The following is an 18905-nucleotide window of genomic DNA, read 5'->3' as shown; positions in this document are numbered from 1 at the left end:
CGAGGCGGAATCCGGCTCGGCTCAGCGGTTTCGCGCGCGGATCGGCGAAGAGATCAGGCGAAGACCAGCCAGCCGGCCGAGGTCCACTCGCCGCGCCGACCGGTGCGATACAGCCGGCCACCGGGTTCCAGCGGATCCGGTACGAACGCCTCGTCCCCGCCCCCGATACCGAGCGCCGCGCCGCCCACGTACACCTCGCCGCGAACGCCGGGAGGAACGGGCCGCAGGTCTTCGTCGAGCACCTGGACGCGGGCACCGGGAATCGGACGGGTGCGCCCCGTTCCGTCGAAACAACCCCGCGTCACCGCCCCGGCGTACCCGGGGGTGGTGAAGGCGAAGGTCGCCAGCGATCGCGGCGCGATCTCGCGCAGCCGGGCGGGCAGATCGGTGGCCGTACCGGTTCCGGTGATATCCCAGCGGCATACGGTGGGCAGCGCGGTGGCCACGGCCGCGATCCGGGAGATCGTCTCGAGCGAGCCGGTGATATGGGTGACCCCGTGGCGCGTGATCAGATCGACCAGCGCATCCGGTCCGGTCCGCTCGTCTGCACCGGCCACGATCAGTGCCGCGCCGTCGGCGAGCGCGGCCAGCGCTTCCACGGCGACCCCCGCATCGCTCCATTCGGCCGCGAACAACCGGATATCGGCGGTACCGAGCGCACGGTCGATACGGGCGCATCTCCGTTCGGCGGCGACCGATCGCCGGTCGGCGACCGCGGCGGTCAGCGCGGCTACCGGTAGCCGGGGCGACCACCGCTGCGGCCCCGCCGCTACGCCGCGGCCGGCCGCGTCACCGAGCAACCCGCCGAGCAGGCGCACCAGCCGATCGACCGGCGATCCCACCGGTAGGTAGTGCGGCCGGCCGAGCATCTCGAACAGCTCACCGTAGGTGAGGGCCTCGGCCCCGAGGCGGAGGGCGGTCCGGGTTTCCGGAACCGAGCGGCCACAACGCATCAGATAGGCCACTCCGGGTACCGGTGCCAGCTCCACGCCGGTGGTCCACTCCTCGGGCACCGGTACGGGATACGTGGGCGACGGCGGAGTTTCCAGCGAGCCGAAGCGATCGAGTTCCAGTAGCGTTCTCGGCATGACATGGACTCCTGCGTCACGGGGTACGGCGCGCGCCCGAGGCTCGATTCCGGGCATCCGGCCCGAGCCGGGGCCATTCGCAAAACCTTAGCATAGGGTAACCTAACAGATGCGCGGCACGGCGATTCCGGTCGTACGAGTCCCTCGGACAACGCGATCACCAGCAAAAACTCACCGACGCGGCACGTCGACCCCGGCCCTCGCTCTCCGGCTCGTCCGAGCTCACAGCCGACGGGAACACCGGCCCCCGGTCCGACCGGAGAGCCCCTGTGGCCGGCGACCGGCCCGGACCACCACGTGAAAAGTCAGCGGCACGGCGGGGCCACCCGAGAGGAACGCACCGCGATCACGAGGACTCCGAGGTGCCTGCCTCCGGATGCCCCGAGAAGCCGCGGGGCCGGAACAACCGACCACACCCAGCAGCGATATCGTGCCCCGGAACCGGCCTAACGCGCCGCCGAATTCCCCCGTGCCCGCGCGGAAACCGCACGATTCCGCTCCGGTTCCGGCCCCAGAATGCGATCCGAGAGCTGGCCCAGGCAGCTGAGGTTCGGGAAGCCCGGGCCTTGGGCCAGTCCGGCGAGATTGGGCAGGTAGAGCTTGGTGTCCAGGCCCGAGACCGCGAGATCGTACCCGATCGAGGCTTCCAGGCGCCGCTGAGTGATCGGGCCACCGAGAGCGAGTTCCACCAGGTCGGCGGCGTCGGTATCGAACATGTCCAGGAACCACAGCGGCTGCCCGCCCGTGGCATCCACCACCAGATCGAAGGAGTGCACCCGGTCCGCGCGGTTCTCGTTGCGCAGGGTGAGCGCGACTCCACCGTCCTGATCCGCGACGTGCACCACCCGCCCCTGCAGATGGTGCACGCGGGCGTCGCCCAGCAGGTTCTCCTGCACCCGTACCGAGAACACGCCCCGATCGGTACGCCGCACCACGTCCCGGCGCTCCTCGATGGTCAGCCCCCGCCATTTGGCCGGATCGCTGAACAGCGAGTTCTCGAAATAACTTTCGCCACGGGTGTAGATCGTGGCCGCGGGGGAGATCACCGAAACGGTCAGCACATCGTGGCGAACCAGTTCGTCCATGGCCGAGGCGGCGGTCTCACCACCACCGATGACCGCGGCCCGCGACGAGACGGGAAGCCGGCGCTGTCCGACCAGATCCCAGAAATCGGCGATACTCAGCATCTTCGGGTGATCGGCCATGGCGCGGCGGCTGTTGCCCGGCCCGGTGATCATGAGTCGTTCCGCCTCGATTTCGGTGGCGAGCCCATCCGCGTCCACCACCGATACCACCCAGCCCTCGGCGCCCGCCGCGATCCTGCGGACCGCGCCCGTCACCAGCTCGACCTCGGCCTTGTCCGCCACCCACTGCAGATACCGGGCCCAGAGATGATGCTGTGGACTGGGCCGTCCCCGGTCCACCCATTCGGCATAGGTGCCGCGTTCCACCAGGAAGGAGGTCCAGCTGAAGGCCAGCATGGCCTCGTCGATCTCCCGATTGCGGCTACGCGCCCAGACGGAATGGTACGGAAAACCGATATCTTTCTCGGGGCTGGTGCCCAGCCGGTGCTGACCGTTGGTCCATCCACCGCTCGGCAGCCAATTCCCGCCCACGGCGTGCGATTCGACCACGATCACCTGCGGCGCGGGCATACCCAGCCGACGCAGTACGTGCGCTTTGGCGGCAACCGCCATGGCTTTCGGGCCCGCGCCCACGACCAGAAGTCTGTCCACCGGTTCTCCCATCTTCCCACTCCCACAGCGCCGGACCGACGACACGACCGGCGCTTGCGACTTCTCAGGTCTGCGCGAGCACCTCTTCGTCGCTCATCCCCGCCACCTCGAGGTACACCCGCGCCACCTGCTCCAGATGGCCGGTCTGTGGATCCTTCGCGACCAGCCGTTCGGCCAGCGCCGCGACGGTACGCGCGGCGAAGATATCGGCGACCAGGGCGTGTTCGGCATCCAGCCATTCCCGGACCCGCGCGATCACGGTGGTCGCCAGGACCGAATCTCCCCCGAGCCGGAAGAAGTCGTCGTGCACACCGATTTCGGCCCCGCCCAGCACTGTGCCGACGATATCGAGCAGCGCGGCCTCCACATCGTTACGCGCGGCGCCGTCCACGGTGGGCCCGGAATCCGACTCCAGCAACGCCACCACCGCCCGGCGATCCAGTTTGCCGTTGGCGGTCAGCGGCATCGCGTCCAGGAGCTCGATCCGCGAGGGAGTCATATAGCCGGGCAGTCGATCAGAAATCGCGGCGACGATATCGGCCGTATCGCCGCGGGCCCCGGTCACCGCCGCGACGAGCTGCGGCGCACCGGACCCCACCACCGCTGCCACGGCGTGCCGTACTCCCGGCGCGGTCCGCAACGCGGTCTCGACCTCCCCGAGCTCCACCCGGTACCCGCGGATCTGCACCTGATGGTCGGCTCGGCCGAGGAATTCGATCGTGCCGTCCGGCCAGTAACGCGCCAGATCACCGGTCTTGTACCAGCGCAAGCCGTCGTGTTCGACGAACCGCTGCGCGGTCCGCTCGGGATCGTTGCGATAACCCGAGGCCACATTCGCCCCGCCCACCCAGAATTCACCGGGCACCCAGTCGGGGCAGTCACGGCCGGCGGTCGAGACCACCCGGCACCGCACATTGCGCAGCGGCACTCCGAACGGCACCGTCACCCAATGATCCGGTGGGTCGGCGACCTCGCAGATGGTGTTGTGGATGGCGGTTTCGGTGGCCCCGCCCAAACCGGCGAAGCGGCAGCCGGGCACCTGACGGGCCAGCCGGCGCGCCAGATCCGCGCCCACCCAGTCACCGCCCAGGGTCACCGCACGCAGCGAATCACCGAGATCGTCACCGCCGATCTCCAGGATCATGTCGAGCATGGCCGGAACACAGTTCAGGACGGTTACGCGATGCCGCCGCAGCAGGTCCACCCAGGAGGTGGCCTCGGCACGCTGATCGGCATCCACCGCCGCCACCGACCCGCCGACGGAGAACATGCCGAAGATGTCGTATACCGAGGCGTCGAATTCCAATGCGGAAAGGGCGAGTACCCGATCGGCGCGGCCGACACCGAACCAGTCGTTGACCGCGTCGATGGTGTTCATCGCGGCGCGATGCGGCACTTCCACGCCCTTGGGGACCCCGGTGGAACCGGAGGTGAAGATGATGTAGGCGAGCGTGTCGGGGCCGGTGGCGACCGGGGCGGGCAGGGGATGCGGATATCGGGCGGCCGCGGTGATCGGCACACAGCGGATCGCCTCGTCTCCCATATCGGCACCGTCCACCGTCAATGCCACCGTCACCTCGCCGGTGCGCAGGATTTCGGCGCGGCGCCCGGCCGGCTGGTCGAACCCGATCGGCACATAGGCGCCCCCGGCCGCCAGCACACCCAGTACCGCGACGATCTGGTCGGGCCCCTTGGGCAGTTGTACCGCGACAGTGGCGCCCGGCCGCACCCCGGCCGCGCGCAGCGCACCGGCCACCGCCAGCGCGCGTTCCGCCAGCTCACCGTAGGTGAATCCACCGTCGGCGCCGTCGCGGGTCCACACCACCGCCGCGAGATCCGGCTCCGCCGTGGCGAAATCGAAAAAGCCCTCGTGCAGGCAGCGGCCGCTCACCGGACCGTCGGTGGCGTTCACCTTCGCCCGCACCTGTGCCTGGGCCACCGGCAGGCGCACCGGCGCCTCGGCCTCCCAGCCCGCGTCGCCCTCGCACAGGCGTGTCACCGCCTCGGTGTACCGGGCGAACATCACCTCGACCATTCCGGCCGGGAAAGCCGATTCCCGTACGTCCCAGTTGAGCAGCAGACCACCGCCGACCTCGGTGACCTGCGCGTCCAACAGCACCTGCGGGCCCTGGGAGATGATCCACACCGGTTCGCCGAAGGTCGCGGTGACCGTCTCGGCGAACAGTTCGCCGAGATTCAGCGCACTGGTGTAGACGATCGGCGCCAGCACCGGCTCGCCGCGATATCGGCCGAGATCCCGCAGCACCTCCAAACCGGAGTACGCGGTGTGCGCGCCGCTTTCGTGCATGGTCCGCTGGAGCGTGCGGGCCCGCTCGGCGACGGTCACATTCTCGGTGACGTCCACGTCGAGCATTATCGAGGAACTGAAATCGCCCACTACCCGTTCCACCCCGGGATGCACGGGTTCGCGGTGGAACAGCGGCACATTGAGCAGGAAGTGGCTCTGCGCCGACCAGCCGCCGATGGTTTCGGCGAATACCGCGGCCAGGGCCATGGCGGGGGTGATACCGCGTTCGTGCGCCGCGGCCAGCAGCCGCTGTTTGCCCTCGGGGGCCAGCCAATGGTTGTAGCGGACGGTGCGCCGGGCGTCCGGTCGCTCGCCGGTGGGCGCGGCCGGTAGTTCCGGTGCGCCGGGCAGTGTGGGCAGCCGATCCCGCCACCACTGCCGGTCCCGTTCCCGCGCCGCCGCATCGATGGTGCGTTCGGTGCGATAGCGCCGGTAGCTGTAGGTCTGTGGGGGTAGCTCGCGGCCGTGGTAGAGATCGGCCAGATCCGCGACCAGTATGCGATAGCTCAGCGCGTCACCGGCGATCATATCGACGTCCAGATGCAGTCTGGTTCGGCCGTCCGGGCGCAGGCTGAGCACGATATCGAGCATCTGCCCGTCTTCGATCGCCAGCCGCTGGTGAGTCATCCGCTCTCGCAGGCGCTCCAGTTCCGCCTCGGCGGTGGTGGCCGTCTCCCCACGCAGATCCACCACCGTGAACACCGGGCGTCCGGGTGCGGGCAGTATCTGCTGCCGCCCGTCGGGCAGGACGCGGGTGCGTAGCATGGGGTGGGCCGCGACCAGCCCCGTCACCGCGCGGTCCAGTCGTTGCGGATCCACCCCGGCCCCGTCGAATTCGACGTACAGATGGGCGGCGACCCCGCCGAGTTCCTGCTCGTCGGAGCGACCGATCCAGTAGGCGTGCTGCATGGGGCCCAGCGGGAAGGGTTCGGATTCCGCGACCGGGTCGGACTGCTCCACCACCGCTTCGGCCGGGCTCGAACTCTCGGATGCCTGTTCGGAGGCCTCACCGGGCGGCTGCTCGTGCGGGGTGGTGAGCAGCCGATACCAGTCCGCTACGGTCGGTGCCGCGACGAGTTCCGCGAAATTGATGTCGTGGCCGCTCTTCCGCCATCGGCCCGCCAGTTTCATGGTGCGGATGGAGTCCAGGCCCAGCTGGATGAGATCCGCGTCGGGAGCGACCTCTTCCGCGGGGAGACCGAGTTGTTCGGCGACCGCCGCCCGTACCTCGCTCACGTCCACCGCCGCGGTCTTCTGACCTGACTCAACCACCGCTGCCACTCCTGTCGTACTCCGCGGGTGTTCCGCGCTAGCAGCGTAACCCATTTACATAGGGTTGCCTAACCTTAGATGGCGAATCTTCGGATCACCGCCCGAGAAGCGCGCCCGCCCGTCCCCGCCCCGGCGACACCGGCTCCACCCGGACGGCCACCGCGGCGACCCGGCGCCCCCGCGGGGTCACTCCGGCGCGTCGGTGAGATAACCGCCGCGCCGGAAGAATTCGGCCCCGGAATGCTCGGCACCGGCCGCGTCACGCACCCGGGTGATCAGCAGGCCGTGATTCTCGCCGCGATAGGCCTGCGGCCCGCAGACGACGACCCCGCCACCCTCCTGCACGATGACCCGGCCCGGGGTGCCTCCGTAACGCGCGGCCGACACACCGGATTCCAGCACCTCGATCCGCTCCCCGCGATAGAAGGAGAATGCCCGCGGATACGGCGCCGACAAGGCCCGGACGAATCGCTCCAGATCCACCGCCGCCCAGTGCCAATCGATCCGGCTGTCCCGCTCGGACCGCTTGTGGAAGTAGGTGCGAGCGGCCTTGTCCTGCGGACGCCACACCGCGGTACCGGAGGCGATGGCCGCAAGCGCCTCCTCGACCGCCCCGGGGATGAGCTCCATCCCGGCGAGCACCAGCTCCGTACCCGTGGCATCGGGGCCGATCGGCAGCGAATGCTGCACGAGGATATCGCCGGTGTCGAGCTGGTCGTCCATCCGGTGCACCGTGAGACCGAACTCGGTGGCGCCGCTGATCAACGCCCACAACACCGGCGAGAACCCGGTGAATTTCGGCAGCAGCGAATCGTGCAGGTTCAACGTGCCGTGCGTGGGCATGTTGTACAGCTCCGGCGGCATCCAGGTGTACCAGCTGTTCACCACGATGACATCCGGTTCGGCCCGCTTGACCAGATCGATGGTCTCGTCGTCGGCTCGTTCGGTCAGATGTACGGGGATACCGTGCTCGCGGGCCAGCTCCTCCACCGAATCCGACCAGATTCCCTTGTAGGAATGCTCACTGGCGGGGTGGGTGACCGCGAGCACGACCTCGTGCTCGGAATCGATCAGTGCCTGCAGAGTCTTTCGCCCCCAGGTCTGGAACCCGAACGAGACGATACGCATGAACCAACCCCATCCTCGATCTACGGTAGAAGTAAGGCAAGCCTAGCCTACTTCCAAGTATTTCGAGGGTTACCGGTGCCGCTACCCCGCCACGGGCGCCAATCGCCAGCCTCCCGCCCGCGAGCGCTCGTTCCAGAAATCAGCGTAACGTCCGCCGAGCTCCAGCAGTTCGGCGTGCGTACCCCGCTCCACGATCCGGCCCCCGTCGAGGAACAGGATCTGATCGGCGTGCGCGATGGTGGCCAGCCGATGCGCCACCACCACCACGGTCTTACCCCTGGTCAACTCGTGGATACCCCGTACCACGACCGCTTCGCTGTGCGGATCCAGCGCACTGGTCGCCTCGTCGAGCAGCACGATCGGCGCGTCCTTGAGCAGCGCCCGGGCGATCGAAACCCGTTGCCGCTCCCCACCGGAGAGCAGGCTGCCGCCCTCCCCGACCGGGGTCTCGTAACCATCGGGCAGACGTTCGGCGATCTCGTCCACCCGCGCCGCTTCCGCCGCCGCGCGCACCTGCGCGTCGGAGGCGTCCAGCCGGCCGATCCGGATGTTCTCGGCCACCGACCGGTTGAACAGGTAGACGTTCTGGAACACCAGCGACAACTGGCCGAGCAGCGTTTCCGACGGCTGCTCGCGAACATCGTGACCGCTCACCACCACCCGGCCGGAGTCCACATCGTAGAAACGCGCCGCCAACCGCAGCAGCGTGGTCTTACCCGCCCCACTCGGCCCGACCACCGCCGTAGTGGTGCCGGGCGCGACGCTGAAGGTCAGACCGGACAGAACCGGCTCGCCCGGACGGTACCCGAAACTCACGTTCTCGAACTCGATACCGGGCGCCCCCGGGGTGACCCGCGCCGCCGATTCCGGCAGCGTCGGCTCGTTCAGCAATGTCGTGACCCGCTCGACCGAGGCCGCCGCACCCCGTAGGCCGTTGCCCAGTTGCGCGGCCAGGTTCAACGGTTCGATGAACCGGGCGCTCACCGCGATCAGCGCGATGGCCACCGGCACCGATATCGCCCCGCCGGTCACCCGGCTCACCACGAGGTAGGCCAGGACCAGGAATACGGCCTGCACACAGAGCGCGAAAACCATGAGGCCCGGCACCGAGGCGAAGACGAGCCTGGTCGACGCGGACTTCTGCTCCCGCAGCGCGGCATCCAACGCCCGGTTACCGGCACCGACCGCGCCCAGCGACCGCAATACGGGCTGGGCCTGCGCGAACTCCACCACGCGCGCGTCGGCTTCGGCCGCGGCCGCGTGTGCCCGCGCGTCGGAGGCCGCATACGAACGGGCCGCGGCGGTGTTCACCAGGAACAGCACCGGCGCGGACAGCAGCATGGCCAGCGAGATCCGCCAGTCGATGAACAGCATGCCCACCGCCACCGCGAGCGGAACCACGATGCTGTTGAGCACCTTGGCCAGCAGATACGCGACGGCCTGCTGGATCTCGCGCACGTTCTCGACCGTCAGCCGCGACAGCGGGCCCGCACCATGGGTCTCGAACCAGCCCAGCGGCAGCGCGTTGAGATGGTCCCCGATGCGGGTCTGCAGACCGCGCTGCATACCCACGGCGATCCGCAGACCGAAAACGGCCTGCAGGTAACCGAATACGGCCATGACGGCCACGGCCGCCAGCATCGCCAGTGCCCAGGACCAGGCCCGGGACAGCTCACCGGCGAACAGGGCCTCCAGCACCGGGACCAGCAGCAGATAGGCCAGCGCCTGGCACAGCGCCTGGGCGACGATGGCGGCGAACAACCGCGGCGCGAGCGGTGCGTGTTCGCCGGGAACCAACGCGAGTAATTTCTTGATCATCGAGCAACCCCGCTCCGAGCCGATTCGACCACGCCGAGCGCGGCCTCGTTGATCTCCCACAGCCGCTGATAGGTACCGCCCGCGCCGCACAACCGGGCGTGCTCGCCCTGTTCGACCAGGGTGCCGTTCTCCAGCACCAGGATCCGGTCCACACCGGTGATGGTGTGCAGCCGGTGCGCGATCACCAGTACCGTGCGGCCCGCCACCAGTTCGGCCAGCGCGTCCTGCACCGCGGCCTCCGATTCCGGATCGGCGAAGGCGGTGGCCTCGTCGAGCACCAGCACCGGTGTATCGGCCAGCAGGGCACGAGCGATCGAAAGTCGCTGCGCCTCACCGCCGGACAGCGTCGCGTCCACCCCGATCTCGGAATCGTAGCCGCGCGGCAGCGCGGCGATACGGTCGTGGATCTGCGCGGCCCGGGCGGCCGTCTCCAGTGCCGCGTCGTCGGCATCCGGCCGGGCCAGCCGTAGATTCTCCCGGATGGTGCCGCGGATCAGCCGGACGTCCTGGAAGACGAATCCGACCGTGCGATACAGCTCCTCGGTGGGGAAATCCCGGATATCGCGACCGCCGATGGTGATCCGGCCGGTGTCCACGTCGTAGAACCGGGGCAGCAGCTTCGCGAGAGTGGATTTACCCGAGCCGCTCGGCCCGACCAGCGCGGTCAGCGTGCCGGGACGGAGTTCGAGATCTATATCGCGCAGCACCCGGTGGTCGGCGCGGTAGCCGAAGCCGACCCCTTCGAACCGGACCAGGCCCGGTTCGTCGCCGGTCCGTGGTGTGGCAGCCGCATCCGGCGCACCGATACGCAATTCGGGTGTCTGCTGCAGCTCGTACAGGCGTACCGCCGCCGCCCCTGCCTCACGCAGGGCCTGACCGCCGTACCCCAGGCCCAGCAGTGAACTACCCAAACCCAGCCCCACCAGCAGGAATGGGAGCAGATCCAGGGGCTGCGCCCAGTCCAGGGCCACCGCACCGAGACCGGCGAAAACGACCACCAGCATGACGAATACCGGCGATACGGTGATATCGGCCCAGGCCTGCAACCGGATCATCGGTGTTTTCCACCGGGTGAAGGCGGTGGTCTGGCCGTCCACGGCGGCCTGGAACTCGTGATGGGCCCGGCCGGCCTGGCCGAAGGCCCGCACCACCTGGATCCCGTCCACGAATTCGATGGTCGCCGCCTGCACCCGGCGTTCCCAGCGGCTGTACACGGCGAGGCGGTCGCGGCTGGTCTGATCCATCATCCGGCTCAGCAGCACTCCGTACGCCAGCAGCGGAAGCAGCAGCACGAGGGTGAGCCGCCAGTCCACGGTGAAGAGATAGACCAGGGTGACGACCGGGACCACCACGCCGCCGACGAAATCCAGCCGGGCGTGGGCGACCAGATAGTGCAGTGCCTCGACATCGTCCTGCAGGTACTTCTTCACATCGCCCGAGGTGCGCTCGCTGAACCAGCCGAGCGGAACCCGGGTGAGTTTATCGGCGAGAGCGCGGCGTACGGCCAGCTGGAATCCGCCGTCCACGTGGTGCGACCAGCTCAGCGCCGCCGCCTGCAGTATCCCGCGCACGACCAGGACGATCACCGCGGCCCACAGCAGCGTCCAGACCCGGCCGGTATCGATGGGGTCGTCCAGCATTTCCCGGCAGGCCTCGACGATGAGCACGAACGGTACGACATTGCCGACCGCGGCCACCGCGACGATCGCGCTCGCGATCGTGAGGGCACCGTTCACGGGCGCGAGAATTTCCTTGCGCGCCTGCGCTTCCCGCTGCTTCTGCGCTTTCTGCTGTGCGCGCGGGGGCCGGTTCCCCGTCTCCGCCACCGGTACCGGCGCGGCCTCCACAGTCATGTTCTCGCCCTTCGGCCGTCGTGCTGATCGGCCCACATCTTCACACAGGCCTCCCGAAAAAGATAGGTAAGGCTAAGTTTCTTCTCCCGTTCAGGGTTCTCGACAAAACGAATCGCCAAGCACCACCGCGGGCGAATAGTTAGGTTAAGCTAACCTGCATGGGAAGAGGCAGTAATGGCGTCATCATGAAGGTGTGGCGGGCCGACGACTACCGGCTCACGGTCACCTCCACCGAACGGATCACCGATAAGTTCGTCCGCATCGGCTTCACCGCGGGTGGCCTGCTGGCCGACCATCCGGTACATCCCACCCAGTTCGTCCGGCTGTGGATCCCCGACGCCGAAACCGACAAACTGCACCATCGCGCCTACACGCTCATCGACCAGGACCCGGAAAACGACCACTTCCACATCGAATTCGCCATCCACAGCGGTCCGGCCGGCCAGTGGGCCGACCGGCACGCCCGCGCCGGCGCGGTGATCGAGACCTCGGTGCTCGGCTCCAACTTCCGGCTGCCCGCGGTCACCCCGAGCGAATACGTGATCTTCGGCGATACCGCCTCCCTGCCCGCGATCAACACACTGCTGGAATCCATCGGCGATACCCCCGCCAAGGTCTGGCTGGAATGGCAGTACGAATCGGATACCACCCTGCCGGTGCGGAACAAACCGCATCACGAGGTGAACTGGGTGCAGCGCATCGACGACGGCCGCGGTATGCGCGAAAAAGCCGAAGAGATCACCGTCGCCCCGGACGCCTTCGCCTGGGTGGCGTGCGACACCGCCACCACCCGCGCCGTGGTGAAAAGCTTCCGCAACACCCATTCGCTACCGAAGTCGCAGATCAAGGCCCAGGGTTACTGGAAGTAGACCCACCCGGCCGGGCCGGACGGCCCCCGGACACCGCCGACTAAGCTGCGTCCGGTGAGAAGAAGGCAGCAGCCCCCGCTGCCGAAGCGGCACGGGCTGGACCCGGCTCGTTTGCGGCTCCCCGAAGAGGGTGACTGGGCGACCCTGCGCGACCACCTGGTCCATCGGCTACCCCGGGTCGCTCCCGCGCGGATCGAAGCCATGCTGCGCGCCGGTGAGATCGTGGATCTGGACGGCCCCCTCGGCCTCGACGCACCGTATGTCCCCGGCGGAGCGGTCTGGTTCCACCGTGACCTCCCCGATGAGAAACCGGTGCCGTTCGACCTACCGGTCGTCTACCGCGACGACACCATCCTGGTCGCCGACAAACCGCATTTCCTGGCCACCATCCCCCGCGGGCGACATATTCTGCAGACCGCCCTGGTGCGCCTGCGGCGCGAACTCGAGCTGCCCGAGCTGGTGCCCGCGCACCGCCTGGACCGCGCCACCGCCGGACTGGTCCTGTTCGTGGTCGACCCTCGGCTACGCGGCGCGTATCAGACGCTTTTCCAGCGACAGCGGGTCCGCAAACGGTACGAAGCCGTCGCCGGATACCGGCCCGAACTCGACTTCCCGATCGAGCTGGAAAGCCGGATCGTCAAGGAGAAACACATCCTGGCCGCGCAGGAGGTACCCGGCCCGCCGAACGCGCGCACCCGGATCGAACTACTCGAGCACCGCGGCGAACTCGCCCGCTACCGGCTCCTACCCGAGACCGGGCGTACCCATCAGCTCCGGCTGCATATGAACTCCCTGGGCATTCCGATCCTGGGCGACGACTTCTATCCCACGATCACCGACAAACATATCGAGGATTTCACCCGGCCACTGCAGTTGCTCGCCGCCGGGCTCGAATTCACGGACCCGGTGACCGGTGAACTCCGCCGATTCGCCAGCGGCCGGACACTGCAGGCCTGGCATTCGCCGGAAAGCTGGGCCGCCCCGCCCACCGCCGTTCACTGAACCGCACCATCCGGACGGCATTCGATATCCGCGGGCGGTAACCGTCCGTCCCGGAAGTAACCGTTGATGGCATCGCCGACACACGCACTCAGCCCCGGCCGGAACGTCAGATGAATCCGGGTGTCCCGCAACGTCACCAACCGCGACGCGGTGAGATACCGGTGCAGGTTCACCGCATGGGCGTACGGGGTCCGCGGATCTTCGGCCGCCTGCGTGATGAGCACCGGAACCGCGTTCCGGACCGTGGTCGGGGGTTCCACCGGCCGCGGCCAGAACGCGCACGGCCCGATATTGCCCGCCAGCGCGCCGAACACCGGCTGGGTTGCGGCGGTATCTTCGATCCGCCGCCGATACCACTGCGGATCGCGCGGGGCCTCGGTATCTCCGCACGCGATCACCATCAGCGCGGAGTTCTCACCGGTGTACAACCCCTCCAGCAGCTCCGCGAGACCGGATTCGGGCGAACTCTGCGTTTTGCCGGCGGTGGCGTCGGCGATATCCCGGACGGTCGCGGCGAGTGTCGCGTTCACCTGGAAGCTGCGCAGCAGGGTGTGCAGCAGGAACGGGAACACTCGGTCGTCCACCGGATAGCCGTCGAGCACGACCGGACGGCGCGCGACATGCTGATAGAGGGCTTCGACCGTACCCCGCACTTCCGCCGCGGTCCGCCCGAGCCGGTAGGTCGGGTGCCGCTCCGCGGCCCAGACCGCCCAATCGTCCAACGCGCTCTCGTCGGCCGCGCCCCAATCCTGGACCAGCCCGGTCCAGTACCGGTCCGGATCTATCGCGCTGTCGAGCACCATACGATCGGTGCGATCCGGGAACATCTGGGTGAATACCGCGCCGAGATAGGTGCCGTAGGACAGCCCGAAGAAACTGAGCTTCTCCTCTCCGAGGACCGCCCGGATGAGATCCATATCGCGAGCCGTATTGCGCGTGGTCAGGAACCGCAGTTTCCCGGGGTCGGTATCCAGGCAGGCCGCGGCCGACTCGGCCGCCAGCGCGACCTCCTCGTCGAAACCGGCCCCCGACGGACCGGCCGAACGAATCGCCTCCCCCACCCGCCAACCGCAGCGAGGCGGGGCGTCGGACGCGCCCACACCCCGCGGGTCCATCCCGATCAGATCGTATTGTGCCCGCACCTCCGGATCGAGTACGTCGCCCAGCAGGCTCGGGCTGTCCAGGCCCGAAGCACCCGGACCACCCGGATTGGACAGCAGAATGCCCCGGCGCCGGGCGGGGTCGGTGGCCGGCGCCCGGGAGATCGCCACGGTGAGAACCCGGCCGTCCGGATCGCGGTAATCGAGCGGTACCAGTACTTTCGCACATTCCAGACCCGGCGTGGTGACCGACGGCGTCGCGCAGGGCTCCCAGCGGAGCTCCTGGCTGTAGTAGGGAATCCGCGTATCGTCGCCGGTGAGCACCACCGCTCCCAGCAGCAACAGCCCCAGCGTGAGCAGCCACCGGGCGGTCCGCTTCGATACGCGCTCCGTCCATCGATCGGCATACACGCCGGTCGCCATCACAACCCACTTCCCCTGATCGATCCGAGCACGCGCACCGGCCCATCGGATCACGCGCGGCACATGGTAGCCGAGCCGGCGAAGGCCCGCCCGAGGAGAGAAGATACGTCTCCACCCGCACGGGCCGCCTCACCCCGGCCCGTACACTGGCCCGAATGCTCCACCCGGTGTACGAGGAAACGGCTGCTCCGCGGTCCAGAGCCCATGCCTACGCCGATGTAGCGGTCGTCGTGGTCGTACTCGCCTGTACCAATCTGATCGCCCATTTCACCACCGTATGGGCGAATATCGTGAGTGTGCCGGTCGCCGCCGCGGTGCTGCTGGGACTCATGCGCCACCGCGGGCTGCGCTGGTCGGAGCTCGGGTTGTCGCCACGGCACTGGCGGACCGGGACCAAGTACGCGCTCGCCGCGGTCGGCGTCGTACTGGCGGTGGTGGCCGTCGGAGCCGCGTTACCGCTGACCCGCCCGTTCTTGCTGGCCGACCGTTACGCCACCATCTCGGGCGCCCTGATCGCCTCGATGATCGTGATCCCGCTCCAAACCGTTATTCCGGAGGAACTCGCGTTCCGCGGGGTCCTGCACGGCACCCTGGACCGGTTGTGGGGTGCCCGCGGTGTCTTCGCGGCCGGGTCGCTGCTCTTCGGACTCTGGCATATCGCCTCGTCGTTCGGCCTCACCGCAAGTAACCGCGGCCTCTCCGGCCTGGTCGGAGACGGTCTGCTCGGCCGGGTCGCCGGAGTACTGCTCGCCGTGGTCGCCACCACGGCCGCCGCCGTCGTGTTCACCTGGCTGCGCCACCGCAGTGGCAGCCTGCTGGCCCCTATCGCCCTGCACTGGGCGGTCAACGGCGCCGGCGCGCTGGCCGCGGCCCTCGTCTGGCATACCACCCTGGCGTGAGGCCACGGCGGACCTGCCGTCAGCAGTGCTCGCAGATACCGGTCGCGGGTAGCTGGATGAAGCAGTTGGAGCACACGACCGTACGGGCGCCCGGATCCGATTTGGGGGCGGCGGCGCGGGTGGTGGCGCCACCGCGCTTGGCCGACCCGCCGCGCGGGATCAGCGGCGGCGGGGTGCCGCCATCCGCGGGTACATCGGCGCCGTAGGCCGCGTAGCAGGCCCAACGGGCATACGCGGCGTGGGTTTCGATATCGGCCGGCACCGGTAGCGCGGCCAATTCGAGGACGTACTTGTAGCTGTCGCTCACCTTCAGGTTTCGCTTGACGCACAGCGCGGTCAACGGCGGTTCACCGGCGTTGTGGCAGCGTCTGGCCACCTTACGCAGGATCGCGTCCATCCAGGTACGGGTCGGGGCGTCGGTGCGCACCCCCGACATCTCCTGCACCCGGTCGGCCAGCTCCTGGACCGTGACGAAGTACCCGTACTCCGTCGCGGTCTCGGCCAGCACCTCGTGCGCGGCCATCGCCCAGGCCACCGCGGCATCACGGAAGGTCACCGCTGTACCGTCGTCGATCCGCCAGGCCCCCGAAATCGTTGTCGCAGCGTCCCTCATAGCCCGTACACCGTAACGCCGACCCTCCCCACCCCGTCAACCGCCCTCCCCTATATCACATTTCAAGGGGCGGAAACGACGCCGCGACAGGAAACAGGGTGGAGGAAATGTCCGTCACCCGGCCACCCTGTCAACCCGTCCGGATCAATACGAACCTTACTGGGGTAGAACACATCTCGGGCCCCGGTGTCACATATCGGCCGTTTTCGGCCGAACAGCACACCGGCCGCGTCCGTATCCGCCCCTCGGTTGTCGCCACTGCGCTATCGGCCCGCGGCGACCCGCTCGCGCCGCGCTCGCTCCCAGGATCGCTGAGCGGCGAGCGTCACCTCGGGGTCGAGCATCGTCCGATCGAATTCGGCCGGCCGGGCCGCCGCGGCGATCACCTGCGGCCAGTCCGGGTTCGCGAGCGCACCACGGCCGAGCGCCACCAGGTCCGCGTGTCCTTCGTCGAGGACGGTATGGGCGAGATCGGGTACGTGCATACCGCCGTTGGCGATCACCGGGAGCCCGGTGATCGCCCTGGCCAGCCGGGTGACGGTCGCTCCGGTATCCAGGACGGCGGTCTCGTACCAGTCCCGCCCCTCACTCGCGAGATGCAGGTAGTCGACCCCGGCCGCACCGACCGCGCGGAAGATCGTTTCGGCTTCGGCCGCCCCGGACCAGCGGTAGCCGAAATCGTTGACCTTGGTCTGGGAGAGCCGCAACCCCACCGGGAACGCCGGCCCCACCGCCGCCCGGACCGCCCGGACCACCTCCACCGCGAACCGCACCCGTCCGGCCGGGTCGCCACCGTACTCGTCGTCCCGCCGATTCGTGTAGTCGGTGAGGAACTGGTCGATGAGGTACCCGTTCGCACCATGGATCTCCACAGCGTCGAATCCGGCGGTCCGGGCCCGTACGGCCGACGCGGCGAACCCGCCCACGATCCGGTGGATGTCCTCATGGGTCGCCGCCTCCGGTACCGCGAACGGGCCTTCGCCGCCGTAGGCCGACATCTTGGCACCCTTCGGTGGTACCGCGGACGGCGCGATACCCCGGCCACTGTGACGATTGCCCTGGACGAGCGCCCCGGCGTGCATCAACTGCAGCGCGATCACCCCACCCGCCGCGTGTACCGCGTCGGTGACCACCCGCCAGGCGCCGAGCTGGTCCGCGGTCACGATTCCGGGCTGGTCGGGATAGGCCTGGCTGAACTCCTCGTCCGTATACGTCCCCTCCGTGATGATCAGTCCGAACCCGCCCGCGGCGAACCGCGCGTAGTACTCCGCCATAGCGGCCGTGGGCACGCCATCGCCCGCGGTACTGACCCGCGACATGGGTGCCACGACCGCCCGGTTGCGCAACCGCAGCGCGCCGATCCGCACCTCGGACAGAACGGGATGGATGGTCACGGGAACTCCTCACACTCACCGGTTACTCGATAGGGAACAGATTCCGCGCTATCACCTATTCGTACAAGTACGGTCTTTTTTGTGCGGTAGGCACATTTCGTATACCTATGGAGGTCACATGCACGGCGATACACCGGATTACTGCACCGTCGAAGCGGCGATGGAGGTGGTCGGCGGCAAATGGAAGATGGCGATCGTCAACCATCTCTTCGACGGCACGCTGCGCTTCGGTGAACTCCGCCGTGCCATGCCCACCATCACCCAGCGCATGCTCACCCGCCAGCTCCGCGAACTGGAAGCCGACGGCCTGATCCGCCGCACGGTCTACGCCGAGGTGCCGCCGAAGGTGGAATACGATCTCACCGAGCTCGGCGCGAGCCTGCGACCGGTGGCCGGGCTGCTCGAAGCGTGGGGCGAGCGGTACCGGCGTGAAATCACCGCGGATCCCGAAACGCTCTACCCCTCGGCGGAGGTGACCGGTACCCGCTGATCGGGCGGCTGCCAGCCGGGCGGTCCGAAGAGGTAGCCGAGCCGATCCCGGAAGCGGCCGGTCGAGCGCAGGTCTTGCCACAGCCGGCCGAATTCGTGGTACTGCAGGACGAGGACATCGGTGCTCTCGATGTTCTTGGTGAGCCCGTAGGTGGGGCGGAATGTTTCGGCCCGGAAGGTGCCGAACAGGCGATCCCAGAGGATGAGGATGCCACCGTAATTACGATCCAGGTACTCCGGATCGCTGGCATGGTGCACCCGGTGATGGGAGGGAGTGTTGAAGACGAACTCGAACCAGCGCGGCAGGGTACCGATCGTTTCGGTGTGTACCCAGAACTGGTAGACGAGATTGAAGGACCACGCCGTGAAAACCATCCACGGGGGTACACCCAGTAGTGGCAACGGGGTCCAGAAGAGCAGTTCGAACCAGGGGTTCCATTTCTGCCGCAGCGCGGTGGCGTAGTTGAAGTACCGGCTGTTGTGGTGCACCTGGTGCGCGGCCCAGACCAGCCGAACCCGGTGCGATACCCGATGGTAGAGGTACCAGAGCAGGTCCACCCCCAGCATGACCGCCACCCAGGACAGCGGGTTGCGCGGATCCAGCTGCCAGGGAGCGTGGACGTACAGCACGGCGTACCCCGCCAGTGCGACGAGTTTGGCCGCGCCGCTGATGAACACCGATACCGCGCCCATGACCAGACTGTTGCGGGCGTCGACTTTCTCGTAGCCCGTCCGATCCTCCGGGTGCCCGCGTAGCGCCACTATCTCGAGGACCATCGCCAGCACGAAGAACGGGATGGCGTAGGTGACCGGTTGGTTGATCTGTTCCCACAGGGTCATGGCCTGTGTACCTCCCACGCACATGAAGTGACCCTATGGTCATTTCAGTGGAAGTGACCATAGGGTAAGTTCT

General features: G+C 68.2%; 14 protein-coding genes. 4 read left to right on the top strand and 10 right to left on the bottom strand.

The features are described from left to right. Window positions 1-53 precede the first annotated feature (53 nt). The 6 genes from ACYR7D_RS09770 to ACYR7D_RS09745 all read right to left on the bottom strand — a co-directional run bounded on the left by ACYR7D_RS09770 (window position 54) and on the right by ACYR7D_RS09745 (window position 11203). The gene (locus tag ACYR7D_RS09770) at window positions 54-1088 is read right to left on the bottom strand and encodes an AMP-binding protein (protein WP_459549286.1); all 1035 of its coding nucleotides are present in this window, start codon (window positions 1086-1088) and stop codon (window positions 54-56) included. A 446-nt stretch (window positions 1089-1534) separates the two neighbouring features. Further along, window positions 1535-2836 (bottom strand): SidA/IucD/PvdA family monooxygenase, encoded by a 1302-nt coding sequence (locus tag ACYR7D_RS09765; RefSeq protein WP_459549285.1) that lies wholly within the window; start codon window positions 2834-2836, stop codon window positions 1535-1537. 52 nt (window positions 2837-2888) lie between these two features. Beyond that, window positions 2889-6404 (bottom strand): non-ribosomal peptide synthetase, encoded by a 3516-nt coding sequence (locus tag ACYR7D_RS09760; protein ID WP_459549284.1) that lies wholly within the window; start codon window positions 6402-6404, stop codon window positions 2889-2891. 186 nt (window positions 6405-6590) lie between these two features. After that, window positions 6591-7532 carry a methionyl-tRNA formyltransferase gene (locus ACYR7D_RS09755; protein WP_459549283.1) on the bottom strand — a complete coding sequence of 314 codons (942 nt, stop codon included), beginning with the start codon at window positions 7530-7532 and terminating at the stop codon, window positions 6591-6593. 81 nt (window positions 7533-7613) lie between these two features. After that, the gene (locus tag ACYR7D_RS09750; RefSeq protein WP_459549282.1) at window positions 7614-9350 is read right to left on the bottom strand and encodes an ABC transporter ATP-binding protein; all 1737 of its coding nucleotides are present in this window, start codon (window positions 9348-9350) and stop codon (window positions 7614-7616) included. After that, window positions 9347-11203, bottom strand: a complete 1857-nt coding sequence (locus ACYR7D_RS09745) for an ABC transporter ATP-binding protein (RefSeq protein WP_459549281.1) — start codon at window positions 11201-11203, stop codon at window positions 9347-9349. Before ACYR7D_RS09745 ends, ACYR7D_RS09750 begins: the two co-directional genes overlap by 4 nt. Window positions 11204-11361: 158 nt before the next feature. Here ACYR7D_RS09745 and ACYR7D_RS09740 point away from each other — a divergent pair, with 158 nt between their 5' ends. Both ACYR7D_RS09740 and ACYR7D_RS09735 read left to right on the top strand, forming a co-directional pair. Beyond that, on the top strand, window positions 11362-12072 hold the full coding sequence (locus tag ACYR7D_RS09740; protein WP_459549280.1) for a siderophore-interacting protein: 711 nt from the start codon (window positions 11362-11364) through the stop codon (window positions 12070-12072). A 54-nt stretch (window positions 12073-12126) separates the two neighbouring features. Next, window positions 12127-13074 (top strand): RluA family pseudouridine synthase, encoded by a 948-nt coding sequence (locus ACYR7D_RS09735; RefSeq protein ID WP_459549279.1) that lies wholly within the window; start codon window positions 12127-12129, stop codon window positions 13072-13074. Here the strand turns inward: ACYR7D_RS09735 and ACYR7D_RS09730 are convergent. Further along, window positions 13068-14597, bottom strand: coding sequence for an alpha/beta fold hydrolase (locus ACYR7D_RS09730; protein WP_459549278.1), 1530 nt, complete (start codon window positions 14595-14597; stop codon window positions 13068-13070). The two genes, ACYR7D_RS09735 and ACYR7D_RS09730, sit on opposite strands and share 7 nt — an antisense overlap. Before the next feature lie 155 nt (window positions 14598-14752). Here ACYR7D_RS09730 and ACYR7D_RS09725 point away from each other — a divergent pair, with 155 nt between their 5' ends. Next, the gene (locus ACYR7D_RS09725) at window positions 14753-15496 is read left to right on the top strand and encodes a CPBP family intramembrane glutamic endopeptidase (protein ID WP_459549277.1); all 744 of its coding nucleotides are present in this window, start codon (window positions 14753-14755) and stop codon (window positions 15494-15496) included. Between the two features lie 19 nt (window positions 15497-15515). On the opposite strand, the gene ACYR7D_RS09720 is transcribed toward ACYR7D_RS09725, so the two are convergent. Together ACYR7D_RS09720 and ACYR7D_RS09715 are read right to left on the bottom strand one after the other, a co-directional pair. Beyond that, entirely contained in the window at window positions 15516-16109 is a 594-nt protein-coding gene (locus ACYR7D_RS09720; protein ID WP_459549276.1) for a hypothetical protein, read from the bottom strand. A gap of 263 nt (window positions 16110-16372) precedes the next feature. Further along, window positions 16373-17503: an oxidoreductase gene (locus ACYR7D_RS09715; protein WP_459549275.1), complete on the bottom strand. Its 1131-nt coding sequence runs from the start codon at window positions 17501-17503 to the stop codon at window positions 16373-16375. A 118-nt stretch (window positions 17504-17621) separates the two neighbouring features. On the opposite strand from ACYR7D_RS09715, the gene ACYR7D_RS09710 reads away from it, so the two are divergent. After that, a complete protein-coding gene (locus ACYR7D_RS09710) occupies window positions 17622-17993 on the top strand; it encodes a winged helix-turn-helix transcriptional regulator (protein ID WP_459549274.1) in 372 nt (123 codons plus the stop codon). On the opposite strand, the gene ACYR7D_RS09705 is transcribed toward ACYR7D_RS09710, so the two are convergent. Further along, window positions 17960-18856, bottom strand: coding sequence for a sterol desaturase family protein (locus tag ACYR7D_RS09705; RefSeq protein WP_459549273.1), 897 nt, complete (start codon window positions 18854-18856; stop codon window positions 17960-17962). The genes ACYR7D_RS09710 and ACYR7D_RS09705 overlap by 34 nt on opposite strands. Window positions 18857-18905: the final 49 nt, after the last annotated feature.

This window comes from Nocardia sp. X0981, assembly GCF_977089955.1.
The sequence above is the reverse complement of the archived record's forward strand: the minus strand, read 5'-3'. Positions and strand labels throughout refer to the sequence as shown.

Excerpts from the sequence above, each read along its gene's own strand:
- ACYR7D_RS09705 (WP_459549273.1), bottom strand. The coding sequence starts at position 18,856 with ATGTGCGTGGGAGGTACACAGGCCATGACCCTGTGGGAACAGATCAAC.
- ACYR7D_RS09750 (WP_459549282.1), bottom strand. The coding sequence starts at position 9,350 with ATGATCAAGAAATTACTCGCGTTGGTTCCCGGCGAACACGCACCGCTC.
- ACYR7D_RS09770 (WP_459549286.1), bottom strand. The coding sequence starts at position 1,088 with ATGCCGAGAACGCTACTGGAACTCGATCGCTTCGGCTCGCTGGAAACT.
- ACYR7D_RS09765 (WP_459549285.1), bottom strand. The coding sequence starts at position 2,836 with ATGGGAGAACCGGTGGACAGACTTCTGGTCGTGGGCGCGGGCCCGAAA.
- ACYR7D_RS09730 (WP_459549278.1), bottom strand. The coding sequence starts at position 14,597 with ATGGCGACCGGCGTGTATGCCGATCGATGGACGGAGCGCGTATCGAAG.
- ACYR7D_RS09745 (WP_459549281.1), bottom strand. The coding sequence starts at position 11,203 with ATGACTGTGGAGGCCGCGCCGGTACCGGTGGCGGAGACGGGGAACCGG.
- ACYR7D_RS09720 (WP_459549276.1), bottom strand. The coding sequence starts at position 16,109 with ATGAGGGACGCTGCGACAACGATTTCGGGGGCCTGGCGGATCGACGAC.
- ACYR7D_RS09725 (WP_459549277.1), top strand. The coding sequence starts at position 14,753 with ATGCTCCACCCGGTGTACGAGGAAACGGCTGCTCCGCGGTCCAGAGCC.
- ACYR7D_RS09710 (WP_459549274.1), top strand. The coding sequence starts at position 17,622 with ATGCACGGCGATACACCGGATTACTGCACCGTCGAAGCGGCGATGGAG.
- ACYR7D_RS09740 (WP_459549280.1), top strand. The coding sequence starts at position 11,362 with ATGGGAAGAGGCAGTAATGGCGTCATCATGAAGGTGTGGCGGGCCGAC.
- ACYR7D_RS09755 (WP_459549283.1), bottom strand. The coding sequence starts at position 7,532 with ATGCGTATCGTCTCGTTCGGGTTCCAGACCTGGGGGCGAAAGACTCTG.